At 74.9% G+C, this 12,992-nt stretch carries 15 protein-coding genes; 5 read left to right on the forward strand and 10 right to left on the reverse strand.

All coding sequences use genetic code 11. The features are described from left to right. Positions 1–24: 24 nt before the first annotated feature. Both K1J57_RS16390 and K1J57_RS16395 read right to left on the reverse strand, forming a co-directional pair. Positions 25–633 (reverse strand): hypothetical protein, encoded by a 609-nt coding sequence (locus K1J57_RS16390; protein ID WP_220559433.1) that lies wholly within the window; start codon positions 631–633, stop codon positions 25–27. Between the two features lie 200 nt (positions 634–833). Next, positions 834–1,616: an alpha/beta fold hydrolase gene (locus tag K1J57_RS16395; RefSeq protein WP_220559434.1), complete on the reverse strand. Its 783-nt coding sequence runs from the start codon at positions 1,614–1,616 to the stop codon at positions 834–836. Between the two features lie 55 nt (positions 1,617–1,671). Between K1J57_RS16395 and K1J57_RS16400 the strand changes: the two genes are divergently transcribed. Then, the gene (locus K1J57_RS16400) at positions 1,672–2,025 is read left to right on the forward strand and encodes a MerR family transcriptional regulator (RefSeq protein ID WP_220559435.1); all 354 of its coding nucleotides are present in this window, start codon (positions 1,672–1,674) and stop codon (positions 2,023–2,025) included. 157 nt (positions 2,026–2,182) lie between these two features. Here K1J57_RS16400 and dctA read toward each other — a convergent pair whose 3' ends face one another. After that, entirely contained in the window at positions 2,183–3,688 is a 1,506-nt protein-coding gene (gene dctA / locus K1J57_RS16405; protein ID WP_255646361.1) for a C4-dicarboxylate transporter DctA, read from the reverse strand. A gap of 293 nt (positions 3,689–3,981) precedes the next feature. After that, positions 3,982–4,809, reverse strand: a complete 828-nt coding sequence (locus K1J57_RS16410) for an NmrA family transcriptional regulator (protein ID WP_220559437.1) — start codon at positions 4,807–4,809, stop codon at positions 3,982–3,984. A gap of 85 nt (positions 4,810–4,894) precedes the next feature. Between K1J57_RS16410 and K1J57_RS16415 the strand changes: the two genes are divergently transcribed. The 3 genes from K1J57_RS16415 (at position 4,895) to K1J57_RS16425 (ending at position 7,478) form a co-directional block, all read left to right on the forward strand. Next, entirely contained in the window at positions 4,895–5,836 is a 942-nt protein-coding gene (locus tag K1J57_RS16415; protein ID WP_220559439.1) for an AraC family transcriptional regulator, read from the forward strand. A gap of 103 nt (positions 5,837–5,939) precedes the next feature. Beyond that, a complete protein-coding gene (locus K1J57_RS16420; RefSeq protein WP_220559440.1) occupies positions 5,940–6,710 on the forward strand; it encodes a class I SAM-dependent methyltransferase in 771 nt (256 codons plus the stop codon). Between the two features lie 285 nt (positions 6,711–6,995). Then, the gene (locus K1J57_RS16425) at positions 6,996–7,478 is read left to right on the forward strand and encodes a DUF1269 domain-containing protein (RefSeq protein ID WP_220559441.1); all 483 of its coding nucleotides are present in this window, start codon (positions 6,996–6,998) and stop codon (positions 7,476–7,478) included. A gap of 79 nt (positions 7,479–7,557) precedes the next feature. On the opposite strand, the gene K1J57_RS16430 is transcribed toward K1J57_RS16425, so the two are convergent. The 3 genes from K1J57_RS16430 to K1J57_RS16440 form a co-directional block, all read right to left on the reverse strand. Beyond that, on the reverse strand, positions 7,558–8,466 hold the full coding sequence (locus K1J57_RS16430) for a GlxA family transcriptional regulator (protein WP_220559442.1): 909 nt from the start codon (positions 8,464–8,466) through the stop codon (positions 7,558–7,560). 7 nt (positions 8,467–8,473) lie between these two features. Beyond that, positions 8,474–9,061, reverse strand: coding sequence for an isochorismatase family protein (locus tag K1J57_RS16435; protein WP_220559443.1), 588 nt, complete (start codon positions 9,059–9,061; stop codon positions 8,474–8,476). Between the two features lie 69 nt (positions 9,062–9,130). Next, positions 9,131–9,616, reverse strand: coding sequence for a GNAT family N-acetyltransferase (locus tag K1J57_RS16440; RefSeq protein ID WP_220559444.1), 486 nt, complete (start codon positions 9,614–9,616; stop codon positions 9,131–9,133). A gap of 162 nt (positions 9,617–9,778) precedes the next feature. On the opposite strand from K1J57_RS16440, the gene K1J57_RS16445 reads away from it, so the two are divergent. Continuing rightward, a complete protein-coding gene (locus tag K1J57_RS16445; protein WP_220559445.1) occupies positions 9,779–10,003 on the forward strand; it encodes a helix-turn-helix domain-containing protein in 225 nt (74 codons plus the stop codon). 15 nt (positions 10,004–10,018) lie between these two features. On the opposite strand, the gene K1J57_RS16450 is transcribed toward K1J57_RS16445, so the two are convergent. The 3 genes from K1J57_RS16450 to K1J57_RS16460 all read right to left on the reverse strand — a co-directional run bounded on the left by K1J57_RS16450 (position 10,019) and on the right by K1J57_RS16460 (position 12,897). Continuing rightward, entirely contained in the window at positions 10,019–10,867 is an 849-nt protein-coding gene (locus K1J57_RS16450; RefSeq protein WP_220559447.1) for a TIGR03619 family F420-dependent LLM class oxidoreductase, read from the reverse strand. Between the two features lie 57 nt (positions 10,868–10,924). Then, on the reverse strand, positions 10,925–11,923 hold the full coding sequence (locus K1J57_RS16455) for an endonuclease/exonuclease/phosphatase family protein (RefSeq protein WP_220559448.1): 999 nt from the start codon (positions 11,921–11,923) through the stop codon (positions 10,925–10,927). A gap of 83 nt (positions 11,924–12,006) precedes the next feature. Next, positions 12,007–12,897, reverse strand: a complete 891-nt coding sequence (locus tag K1J57_RS16460; RefSeq protein ID WP_255647188.1) for a LysR family transcriptional regulator — start codon at positions 12,895–12,897, stop codon at positions 12,007–12,009. Between the last annotated feature and the right edge of the window lie 95 nt (positions 12,898–12,992).

Here is a 12,992-nt window from a genome sequence, read left to right on the forward strand (position 1 = left end):
GGGACCCGGTCCCGGGGGCGGGGCTCACCCCGCCCTCAAGCCCATGCGGCGCAGCTCCAGGGCGGCCAGCCGGTCCAGGGCCGCGGTGTCCCCGGAGCGCCAGGCCCCGGCCGGGTCGGGGTGGACCGCGGCCAGCCGGGCCGGGGCCACGGACGTCAGGGCGCGCAGCGCCAGCAGGCGGGAGCGGGCCTCCGGGGACAGCTTCCCGGTCCGGCGCACCGAGGTGGCCCGGGCGATCCACCGGGCCCGGGCGGGCAGCCAGGTGGTGGCGACCAGCAGCACCGGCACCGCCGCCACCAGCAGGGGCAGCGTGGTGGCCAGCGAGGCGACCGTCTCGCGGAAGGAGTCGCCGGCGGAGGTCAGGGAGGCGCCGGTCTCGCTCATGTTCGTGAAGGGGACGGCCAGGGTCTCCCCGGCCAGCGGCACCTTGGCGGCCTGCTCGGCGGCGCTGTCCATGTGCTCGCTGAACCCCCGGCCGGTGGCGGCCATGAGCTCGCCGGGCCGGTCCAGCGCGCCGATCATGTCGCGCAGTTCGAGCGCGGCCCGGACCCACAGGTAGACCCACGCGACGGCCAGGGCGTCGGAGGCGAGCTGGAACAGGGCGCGGACCGGGTGGTCGGCGTAGAGCTTCACGGGGTCTCCCAGGGGGTCGGGGGAGCCGGACCTCGTGTCCGGACGCTCATCCGTTACCCGCTCCGACGCATCGGCATTCCGCCGGTTCCCGTGTCGGAGGGGGAATCCGGGGCCGCCGTGACCGAAGGGGCCCGATGCGCCCCGCTTCTCCCGACGCCGACCGCTCCCGCCGCCCCGAAGGCCGGCCCGCGGCCGGGCGGTCACCCGCGCACGGGCACCCGCCGGTCCAGGAACCCGCGGACGGCCCGGCCCCACTCCCGCGGGGCCTCCGCGGCGATCAGGTGGCCGGAGTCGATCTCCACCGACTCCGCGCCGGGGATGCCCGCGGCCAGCGCGCGGGACAGCTCCGGCGAGACCAGCCGGTCCAGCGCGGTGGTCACGACCAGCGTCGGCACCGCGATGCCGGGGAGGTCGGCGCGCGTGTCCGCCCGGGCCACCAGGTCCACGTGCTCGGGGGTGCCCGCGGGCACGGAACCGGCGGCGGAGCGCACGGCCTCCTCCAGCTCCCCGGGGGAGAGCGCGTCCAGCGCGGGGGCGCCGAAGGCCACGGAGAGGTTGAAGCGGGCCAGGGTGTCCCTGTCCCCGTCCAGCAGGGACCGCCACACGTCGACGTTCAGCCGCGTCCGGTTGTCGATCCGGGCGAACCCGGCCGTCAGGACCAGCCCGGTCACCCGCCCGGGGTGGCGGGCGGCGGCGCGGACCGCGATCGCGGTGCCCAGGGAGTAGCCCAGAACGGTGAACTCCTCGACCCCCTCCTCCACGGCGGCGGCCACCAGCGAGTCGGCCACCGAGTCCAGGTCCAGGGGGCCGGCGGCGCGCGGGGTGCCCCCCGTCCCCGGCAGGTCCGGGGCGACCACGGTGTGCGTGCGGGCCAGGTCCGCCATCAGGGGGCCGAAGTTCGGCTCGATCCCGCCCCCGCCGCCGTGCGCGAGCAGCAGACCCGGACCGGAACCCTTGACGGTGCGTGCGTAGTGTTCGATCATGCGGCGACGGTAGGCCGTGACACCGGTGTGAACGTCAAGTGAGGAGGGTCACCTCGTGCTGATCGGGGAGCTGTCGGAGCGGACCGGAGTGAGCCGTCGGCTGCTGCGCTACTACGAGGAGCAGGGGCTGCTGGACTCCGCGCGCGCGGCCAACGGGTACCGGACCTACGACCCGGACGCGGTGCGCACGGTGCGCGCCGTCCGCGCCCTGCTCGCCATGGGGCTGAGCACGGAGACCATCGCCTCGGTGCTGCCGTGCGTGCGCGACCCCGAGGCCGACCCCGTCGAGCTGGAGCTGTGCCCCGACCTGGTGGCCACCATCCGGGCGGAGGTCGCCGCCCTGGACGCCCGCATCGAGGAGCTGTCCGGACGGCGCGGCGCCCTCAGCGCCCAGCTGGCCGGCTGCTGAGGGCCGACCGGCGAACGTGCGCCGCCCCGCACCGGGCCTCGTGAGGCCGGTACGGGGCGGGCGGGGAGCCGGTGCGGCACCAGGGTTCCGGGAGGAGTGCGCGCACCGGGCGCGGTCCGTGGGCCGGGAGTGAGCCGGACCGCGCGGGGTCGGTCGGTCAGCCGCGGGTCCCCACCGGGGAGCGGTCCCCGTCCGCGCCCCCGTCGGAGGGCCGGGTGCCGGAGCCGTCGGCCTCCGCGGCCTCGGCGGTGTCCTCGGCGCTCCCGTCCCCGGACTCCTCGCCGGACCGGTCCTCCTCCTTGTCGGAGGACCTGTCGTCGAAGCTCATGAGGGCGTCCATGTCGATGGAGTTCGGGTTGTCGAGCACGTGCTTCAGCCGGTCGCGGTCCAGGCCGCCGGTCCAGCGGGCGATGACCAGGGTGCCCACCGCGTTGCCGATGAGGTTGGTCAGGGCGCGGGCCTCGGACATGAACCGGTCGATGCCGACGATGAGCGCGATCCCGGCCAGCGGGATGACGTCGCCGAACGCGGCCAGCGAGGCGGCCAGGGTCACCAGTCCGGCGCCGCTGACGCCCGCGGCGCCCTTGCTGGACAGCAGCATGAAGAGCAGCAGGCCGACCTGGGTCCAGACCGACACGTCCGAGCCGGTGGCCTGGGCGATGAAGATCGCGCCCATGGTCATGTAGATCGCGGTGCCGTCCAGGTTGAACGAGTACCCGGTCGGGATGGTCAGGCCCACCACGGACTTCTTGGCGCCCGCGGCCTCCAGCTTGGTCATCATGCGCGGCAGCACGGACTCGCTGGAGGAGGTGCCCAGGACGATCAGGAGCTCGTCGCGGATCAGGCGCAGCAGCTTGAACAGGCCGAACCCGGCCATCCGGCTGACGATGCCCAGGACCACGATGATGAACAGCACGCAGGTGACGTAGAAGCTGAGCATGAAGTAGGCGAGGCTGCTCAGCACCTGGCCGCCGTACTCGCCGATGGTGAAGGCCATGCCGCCGAAGGCGCCGATGGGGGCGGCGTACATGACGATCTTGATGACGCCGAACATGACGTGCGACATCGTGTCGAGGGCGCGGACGGCGGCCTGGCCGCGCTTGCCGAGCATGGTCAGCGCGCAGGCGACCAGGATGGCCAGGACCAGCACCTGGATGAGCTGGCCGTCGACGAACGCCGAGAAGAACGAATCGGGGATGGTGTGGAGGACGAAGCCGGAGAAGCCCTCGCCGCTCTCCTCCGCCTTGGCGATGGTGTCGGCCGCGTCGGCCTCGTCGAACGACATGTTCAGGCCGACGCCGGGCCGCATGATGTTCACGGTGACCAGGCCGATGGCCAGGGCGATCACGGTCAGCGCGGTGAAGTAGACCAGGGTCCGCAGGGCCAGGCCGCCCGCCTTGGCGAGGTTGCCCAGACTGGCGATGCCGACGACGACGGTACAGAAGATGGTCGGGGCGATGACGACCTTGACGAGCTTGATGAACAGGTCGGCGAGCCACCGCATCTCGGCGGCCCAGGTCGGGAAGAGCAGACCGACGGCGATGCCGAGTGCGATACCGACGAGCACCCAGAAGTACAGGTGGCGGTAGATGGGCTTCTTGGCGGGGGCGGGGCCGGAGGCGGCACCCTTCCCCGCGGTGGCGGCACGTCCGAAGGTCGGCATGGCCCCCTCCTCTGAAAGTTCTTGTGAAAGTTCTTGTGCGGCTGGTCACAGGAACTTTCACCGAGAGGCGGGCGGCAGTCGAACTTCAAACGGAAACTTAAGATTTACCTGACATTTGCTCACACACCGTGCCCGCTTACTCCGCTCTTATCCACACATCGTGACCAGGGGGCGGAGTTCGTCACGGACCGTGAGATCGGCCGCCGGCGACGCGCCGCCACGGGCCGCCGAACAGGGCCGGAACGGCGGCGACCGCCCACCGCCGCCCCGGCTCCCCGCCCCGCCGTGCCGGGCTACCGCCAGGCGTCCGCCGCCTTGCGGGCGTAGTCGGCGAACGGTGTGGCGGGGCGGCCCAGGGCGCGCTCCACCCCGTCGGCGGGTTCGGCGTTGCGGCCGTCCAGGATCTCCTCCAGCAGCCCCACCAGTCCGTGCGCCAGCTCCTCGGGGGCGCCCGCCGCCGCCATCGCCGCGACGAACTCCTCCGGCGGCACCTCCAGGAAGCGGACGTCCCTCCCGGAGACCTCGCCCACCACGCGCACCGCCTCGGCGAACGTGACCGCCTCCGGCCCGGTCAGCTCGTAGGTCGCACCCCCGTGCCCGTCCCCGGTCAGGGAGCGTGCGGCGACCAGCGCGACGTCGTCCAGGTCCACGAACGGCTCGGGGACGTCGGGCACCGGCAGCGGGAGGGCGCCCCCCAGCAGCGGGGGCAGGAAGAAGCTCTCCGAGAAGTCCTGGGCGAACACCGAGCAGCGCAGCACGGTCGTGCCGGGGAACGCCGCGCGGACCATGTCCTCGGCGTCCCGCGCCCCCTTCTCGCCCCGCCCGGACAGCAGCGCCATCCGGCGGACCCCGGCCCGTGCGGCGCGTTCGGCGAACGCCGCCACCGTTCCGGCGGCGCCGGGGAACGCCAGGTCGGGGTGGTAGCAGAGGTAGACGCCGGTGGCCCCGTCCAGGGCGGCGTCCCAGGTGGAGGTGTCGTGCCAGTCGAAGCGCGGCTCCCCGGACCGGGAGGCGACCCGGGTCCGGACCCCGGCCTCGGAGAGGAGGGCGTGGACGCGGCGTCCGGTCATCCCGGTGCCGCCGGTGAGGAGGATGTGCTCGGTGCTCGTGTTCTCGTTCATGGTCCGAGTCCACCAGTCCGGAGCCGGACGGAACATGGTCCGGATACCGGAAGGCATAAGAGATCGTCTACCATAGGGTCGGGTCATGGATCCGCTCTCCCACCTCCTGGACGGACCCCGGGCCCGGGGCGCCTTCACCCTGCGCGTCGTCATGCGCCCCCCGTGGGGCATCCGGCTGCTGGACCGCTCCGCCCTCACCCTGGCCGTGGTCACCTCCGGGGACGTGTGGGTGGACGTCGGCGACGGCGGCGCCCGGGCCACGGCCGGGGACGTGCTCCTCGTGCGCGGGCCCGAGCCCTACACGCTCTCCGACCGGGGCGGGCGCGCCCCCACGATCACCGTCCACCCCGGGCAGCGCTGTGTGGCGGCCGACGGCCAGGAGGTGCACCTGAGCATGCTCCACGGCGTCGGGACGTGGGGGAACGACCCCGACGGGCCCGACACCCTGATCGTCGGCGCCTACGAGGACGACAGCGAGGTCGGCCGGCTGGCGCTGTCCGCGCTGCCCCGCCTGGCGGTGCTGCCGGGCGAGCGCGTCGACCCGGCCCTGGTGTCCCTGCTGTCCAGGGAGATCACCAGCGACCGCGTCGCCCAGTCCGGGCTCAACGACCGGCTGCTGGACTGCCTGCTGGTGATGGCCGTCCGCGCCTGGATCGAGGACGCGCCCGACCACGCCCCGAGCTGGCTCAACGCCCGCCACGACCCGGTGGTGGCCCGTGCCCTGGACCTCGTCCACGAACGCCCGGCGGACCCGTGGACCCTCGCGGGCCTGGCCCGCGCCTGCGCGGTCTCGCGCTCCACCCTGGCCGACCGCTTCCAGCGCGCCGTGGGCACCCCGCCTATGACCTACCTGCGCACGTGGCGCCTCACCCTCGCCGGCGACCTCCTCACGGCCCGCCCCGACCTCGGCCTGGAGGCCGTCGCCGCCCGTGTCGGCTACGGCAGCGCCTTCGCCTTCAGCGCCGCCTTCAAGCACCACACTGGACGCAGCCCCTCCCACTACCGCGCCCCGGCCCCCGCCCCCTGACCCGGCCCGCCCCGGTCGGGCGCGCGGCGGGCCCGCCGGGCTAGGTTGGTGTCCGGGCCCGCCGACCGGGCGGGTCGCACGACCCCATGGGGAGGCGCCTCCGTTGACCGACAGGACCCAGGCCTTCGACCGGCTCACCGACGACTACCGGCGCTTCCGCCCCGGCTATCCCGCGGACATCACCGAACGCCTCCGCGAGCATGTCCTGGCGGGAGGCGGTGAGCCCCGGCTCCTGCTCGACGTCGGCTCCGGAACCGGGATCTCCACCCGGACCCTGCGCCACCTGTTCGGCCCCGGGCCCCGCGTGGTCGGCGTCGAACCCGGGCGGGCCATGCGCGGTGCCGCCGCCGACGAGGCCGACGGCCTGGAGTACGCGGACGGCCGCGCCGAGGCGCTCCCCTTCCCGGACGGGTCGGCCTCCCTGGTCCTGGCGGCCCAGGCCGTGCACTGGTTCGACCGGCCCGTGTTCTACGCCGAGGCCGTCCGTGTCCTGGTCCCCGGCGGTACCGCCGCCGTCCTGCACAACGACCGCGACTGGGAGTCCAGCGACTTCGTCGACGCCTACGAGGGCCTGCTGGAGAAGTACGGCGACGACTACCGGCGCGACTACCGGGTGTTCGACACGGTGGGGGAGATGAACGCCGCGGACGGGCTGGCCGACGCGGTCGGGCACTCCACCGCCTGGACCCGGGAGCTCGACCTGGAGAAGCTGCTGGGCAACGCGCTGTCCTCCAGCAAGGTCGCCTCGGTCGTCCGCGCCCTGGGCGAGGACGCCACCCGCGCGGCCCTCACGGCCCTGGCCCGCGAGCACTTCCCGGACGGGCGGATCCGCATCCCCTACGTCACCCGCCTCTTCCTCGCCCGCCGCACCTGAGCCCCCGCCCGGCCCCGCACGGGACCTGCGCCGGGGGCGTCCGTTGAGGGTGGTGGAGGGCGACGGACAGGGAGGGGCTGCGCCGGGGGCGTCCGTTGAGGGTGGTGGAGGGCGACGGACAGGGAGGGGCTGCGCCGGGGGCGTCCGTTGAGGGTGGTGGAGGGCGACGGGCGGGCTTTGCCGGATGAAAAGGGCCCCCTGACATTGGCGGGAGCCGCCTCCGGGAAGGGTTCCGCCGATCGGGCCCGACACCCGGGCCCGGCGACGACGGGAGAACGCACACCCATGTCACAGCTCATCGTCCTCGGCGTGGCCGACCGTGAAACCGCCGAGCGCGCCCTGGACATCGCCGCCGACCTCAACAAGCAGCAGCTGCTCCGGCTGGAGGACGCCGCCTACGCCTACAAGGACGACAAGGGGCGCCCCCGCATCCAGCAGACCGTGAGCACCACCGGTATGGGCGCGGCCGGCGGCGCCCTGTGGGGCACCCTCATCGGCCTGATCTTCCTCAACCCGCTGCTCGGCCTGGCCGTCGGCGCGGCCACCGGCGCCGTCGCGGGCAAGCTCACCGACATCGGCATCGACGACGACATGATCAAGCAGATCGGCACCCACCTGGAGGACGGCCGCGCCGCCGTCTTCCTGCTCGCCGACATCACCACCGCCGACCGCGTCATCGACGCGGTCAAGCCGCTCCGGCCCACGGTCATCCAGACCAACCTGTCCAAGGACGACGAGCACGAGCTCGTCGAGGCCCTGCGGGCCTGACCCGCGGCCCCCGGGGACCCGCCGCATGAGCGGCGGGTCCCCGCGCGTTCCGGGTCCACCGGGGGTGCTCCGGCGCGGGTCAGGAGGGGCGCGAGCGCAGGCGGCGCAGCATCCGGGCGTCGCCGAACCCGACGGCGCGCGCCGCGGCCTCCACGGTCTCGCCCGCGCCGATCAGGTGCTCGGCGTGCTCCAGGCGCAGCCCCTGCTGGTAGCGCAGCGGCGTGAGCCCGGTCGTCGCCGTGAACAGCCGGGTCAGCGTCCGCTCGCTCACCCGCGCCGTCGCCGCCAGCTCCGCCAGCGGCAGCGGTTCGCGGAACCGGGCGTCGATGACGTCCTGCACCCGGTGCACCGCGTCCACCAGGTGCCCCCGGTGCCTCAGCATCACCCCTGCCTGCGGTTCGTCCCCGTTGCGGCGGGCGTAGACCACCATCTCCCGGGCGATCGCCGCGGCCGCAGACGGCCCGTGCCGCACGGTGACCAGGTGCAGGGCCAGGTCGATGCCGCTGGCGATGCCCGCCGAGGTGAGCACGCCGCCGTCGGGCACGTACAGCACGTCGGGCACCACCCGGGCGCGCGGGAACCGGCGGGCCAGCAGGTCCTGGAGGCCGTGGTGGGTGGTGCAGCGCCGCCCGTCCAGCAGCCCGGCCTCGCCCAGGGCGAAGGCGCCCGAGCACACGCTCGCCACCGTCCCGCCCGCGGCGCGGTGGGCGGACAGCGCGCCGGCCTGCCCGTCGGTCAGCACCCGGTGCGGGACCCGGCCGCCCGCCCGCCACCCCGGGACCACCACCAGGCCGTCGGGGGAGGGCGGCGGGACGTCGGTGCCCACCCGCAGGGCCGGGCCCTGCGCGGTGGCCACCTCCTCGTGCGCCGCGCTGTAGCGCACCTCGTACCCCAGGCCCAGGTCGGCCGCGGTGGAGAACACCTGCGCCGGACCGGCCAGGTCCAACAGGTGCACGCCGGAGACGAGGAGAAAGCTGACGAGGGTCACGATCCGGTCAGTCTACGCCGGTCACCTCGGCGACCGTGGAGATCCGCGCGAACCTTCCCGACAGCGCGTACACGGTGCGGGTGACGACGTCCCCGGTGCCCAGCGTCGCCGGGTCGGCGAGGATCTCCGCCAGCGGCCGCCCCGGCCGCGACCCGGGGGCCGGGATCGGCTCGGTGGCGGTGGCGTCCACCACGAAGGTGACGCCGTACCCCAGGTCGGAGGCGGCCCGGGCGGTGGTCTCGCAGCACTGCTCGGTGCGGATGCCGCAGACCGCCACCTCCGTCACCCCCCGCTCGTCGAGGACGCCCTGGAGGCCGGTGCCGCCGAACGCGCTGTGCACGGTCTTGTACAGCACCGGCTCGCCCTCCCGGGGGTCGAGCCCGTCCAGGGGCTCGACGAACCCGAGCGCGGGGTCGAAGGGGGTGCCGGTCCCCGGCTCGGTGTGCAGGACCCACACCACCAGGTCGCCGCGCCCCCGGGCGTGCGCCACGAGCCGGGCGGCGTCGTCGGCGACGTCGGGGTTGGAGGAGGCCCGCCAGGTCTCCCGCTGGAGGAAGGACTTCTGGGCGTCGACCACAAGGAGTGCTCTCGTCATGCGCCGATCCTCCCGCGCCGCCCCCGTGTCCGGACAGACACGATCGGGGCCGCCACCGGAACGATCCGGTCAGCCGAGGGGCTTCTTGAACCCCAGGTGCGAGGGCGCGTAGCCGAGGCGCTCGTAGAACCGGTGGGCGTCCTCGCGGGCCCGGTCCGAGGTGAGCTGCACCAGTGCCGCGCCCCGGCCGCGGGCCACCCGCTCCACCCACTCCATGAACGCGGACCCCAGGCCGGTGCCGCGTTCGCCGCCGTGCACCCGGACCGCCTCCACCTGGACCCGCAGCGCGCCCCGCCGGGACAGCCCGGGGACGAACGTCAGCTGGAGGGTGCCCACCACCCGGTCGCCCCGGCGCAGCACCGCCAGGAACTGGTTCGGGTCGGCGTCGATGTCCTCGAACGCCCGCCGGTACACCTCCGGGTCGTCCGGGGCCTCCCGGGAAGCGCCCAGCCGGTCGTCGGCGAGCAGCCGGACGATCGCCGGGACGTCCTCGAACCGGGCGCGGTCCACGAACACTCCCGGCACCAGTTCCTCCGTCGCGATGTCGCGTCCCATATGCACTCCTTCGTCCGGTTCCTCGAAGCGTCCCCACCCTGTCACAGGCCCGATGCCGGCCCCGGGACCGGACCCCGGCGGACGGTCCGCACCCGGCCGGGCGGCCGGAGGGGGTGCGGTCCGCACGGTGCGGTCGCCGCGGGCCTCGTTTACAGTCGATCCATGGACGCCGAGCGGTTGGCCGACCTGGCCCGCGCCACCGAGAACACCGACCCGCTGGTCGGGCTGGACGCCACCGTGCGCATGCGCCAGGAGATGGAACGGCTCGAAGCGGTCCTGGTGCGCCGGGCCCGCAACCAGGGGGCCACCTGGGAGCGGATCGCCGACGCCCTGGGGGTGTCCAAGCAGGCGGTCCACAAGAAGTACCGGGGCGGCCTCTTCGGCTGACGGCGGCCGGGCCCGTCAGGCCGGCCGCAGGACCGCCGCGGCGAACCGCTCCATCCGTTCGCCGGACCCCTCCCAGTCCCCGAACCACACCGCCACGGCGTCCGCGCCCTCCCGCTCCAGGGCGCGGTACAGGTCCACGGCCCCGTCGAACCCGGCCTCCCCGCCGTCCCACGCGATCCGGGTCTGCGCCCGCACCGGGCGTTCGGTGAGCTCCCGCAGGCGGTCGCGGCAGCGCGCGAACCCGGCGGCGTCCAGGCCCACCCCCTGCCAGGCGTCGCCCAGGGCCGCGGCCCGCGCCAGGGCGGGCTCGGAGGCGCCGCCCACCGTCACCGGCAGGGGCGACGCCGGGCGGGGCTCGAACACCCCCCGTTCGTAGGAGTGGAACCGGCCCCGGAAGGGGCCCGAGCCCTCGAACAGGTGCCGCAGCAGCCGCAGTGTCTCGTCGGTGCGGGCGCCGCGCGTGGCGAAGTCCGCGCCCACCGCGGCGAACTCCTCCCGGGACCAGCCGACCCCCACCCCCAGCACGAACCGCCCGCCGGACAGGGCGTGCAGCGTCGCCGCCTGCTTGGCCAGGGTGAACGGGTCGCGCATCGCCGCCACCAGCACCGACGTGCCCAGCCGTACCCGCTCGGTGCGGGCGGCCAGGTGGGCCAGCGTCACCAGGGGCTCGTACACGCCGCCGAAGGTGGCCCCGTAGGGGGCGGGCGGGAGCAGGTGGTCCGGCAGCCAGAGGGCGTCCGCGCCCAGCTCCTCGGCCCGCCGGGCGAGGTCGGCGAGGACCCGCGGCGGCATGTCCGGGGACTCGTCGGGCAGCACCACCTGGAAGCGGGTCGCGGATGTCGTGCCGGGGGCCTGTTCGCTCATGCGCCGACCGTAGACCGTGCCACCGGTGTGAAGGTCAAGCCCGGCCGCGGCGTGCCGTCAGCGGCCGCCGGGAAGGGTCACGGTGACGACCACGGCCCGGTGGTCGCTGCCGGTCACCTCCACCACCTCCAGGTCGGCCACCCCCATGCCCGGGTCCACCAGCACGTGGTCGATGGTCACCGGGGGCAGCGTCCGCCCCAGGACCGGCCAGGTCGGGCGGGTGCCCTCGCCCAGCTCGGCCGCCGCGTCCAGGTAGCCCGAGTCCAGGACGTCGCGCAGGGCCGCGTGGTCCAGGGTGGCGTTGAAGTCCCCGGCCAGGATCCGCCGCACGCCCTCCGGCGGGGGAGCGGTCAGCGCCGCCAGCTCCGTCTCCCAGGCCGCGACGTACTCCGCGTTCAGCGGGGGAGGCGTGTGCACCGACACCACCTCCACCGCCCCGCCGTACCGCGCGCCCGGGACCTCCATGGCGGCGACGGGCATGGCGAACCCGTCCGGCCCGTTCAGCGCGCCCGCGTCGGTGAGCGGCAGCGCCGCGTGCACGGTGCTCCCCTCCACCCCGGCACCGGAGTGGTCGACGGTGTACGGCAGCAGGTCGTCGAGCCCGGCGGCGGACAGGTCGGCCAGCACCTCCGGGGTGACCTCCTGGAGGGCCAGCACGTCCACCCCGTGCTCGCGGACCAGGCCGACGATCTCGTCGATCCGGGCCCCGCCGCCTAGGACGTTGAAGGTCGCCACCCGCAGTTCGGGCCCGCCCATGTCGGTCACCGCGAAGAACACGGCCGCGCGCGGCACGACCGCCGCCACGAGCACCGCGGCCGCCACGGACAGGACCGCCAGGGACACCCACCGGCGCAGCACCCCCGCGAGGGCGACGGCCAGGACGGCGGCCCCCGCGGCGTAGGGCGTGTAGGCCATGAGCGGCACCAGCGGGAACCCGCGTTCCAGGCCCAGCCCGCGCGCCAGCGCGAAGGCCGCGAACCCCGCCGCCACCAGACCGACCAGCACGGTCACGGGCCGCGACCCGCGCCGCACGCCCACCGGTGTCCGTTCCGCCATGCGTCCTCCTCCGCTCCGCCGTTGCCGGGGGGTGGGATCCCCGTACAGGGGGGGACGGTTGCGACCGGATGCGAACGCGGGGTTCACCAGGAGCGCCCCGCCGCGGACAGCAGCGACAGCACCCCCTCCAGGCAGGAGTTCTCCGGTATCCCCGGCCGCCGCACCAGGAACGCCGTGTTGATCGGCGGGTCCTCCGGCTCCAGCAGCGTCACCAGCCGCCCCGCGTCCAGCTCCCCCTGGCACAGGTAGCGCGGCAGCACGCTGACCCCGGCACCGCCCGCCACCGTGGCCATCACCGCCCGCAGGTCCGGCACGACCACCGCCGCCTTGCAGGTGAGCCGCACCCCGAACACGTGCCGCCAGTACCGGCGCAGGATCGGCAGGCTCTCGTCGTAGGCCACCAGGGGGACCTCGCACAGGGCCGGCGCCCCCTGCCGGGCGATCCGTCCCGGGCCGATGCGATCCGCCCACAGCGGCGCCCCCACCAGCACGAACTCCTCGTCCGCCAGCGGCTCGGCCACCAGTGAGCGCCCGCGCGGCCGTACCGTGGACACCACCAGGTCGTGCCGTCCCGCGCGCAGCTCCTCCAGCAGGTCGTCGGAGAGGCCGTGGCGCACCCGCAGCCGCAGCCCCTCCGACTCCACCAGCGGGGCCAGGGCGGGCAGCACCAGCACCTGGAGCGCCTCCGCCGGCCCGGCCAGCCGCAGCGGCCGGTGCGGGACCGCCGGACCGCCCCCGGCCACCAGCTCCAGAGCGTCCAGGGGCTCTGCGACCCGCGCCGCCAGTTCGTTGGCCTCCGCGGTCGGCGCGACACCCCGCGGCAGCCGCTCGAACAGGGAGTGCCCCAGCCGGCGCTCCAGGGTCCGTATCTGAGTGGTCACGGTCGGCTGTGACAGGCGCAACGCCTGTGCGGCCGCCGTGAAGGACCCCGACCGGTGCACGGCCAGGAACGTCCGCAGCTGCTGGAGATCCAGCGGGGCGGGACCGGTCTCGACGCGGGCGTCCCCGAGGACCGCCGCGGATCCATTGGAATACCTATGGCTCACTTCGGCGATTTTATTGGTCGGTC

It is taken from the genome of Nocardiopsis sp. MT53, assembly GCF_019598965.1.
In the GTDB taxonomy this organism is placed as follows: domain Bacteria; phylum Actinomycetota; class Actinomycetes; order Streptosporangiales; family Streptosporangiaceae; genus Nocardiopsis; species Nocardiopsis changdeensis.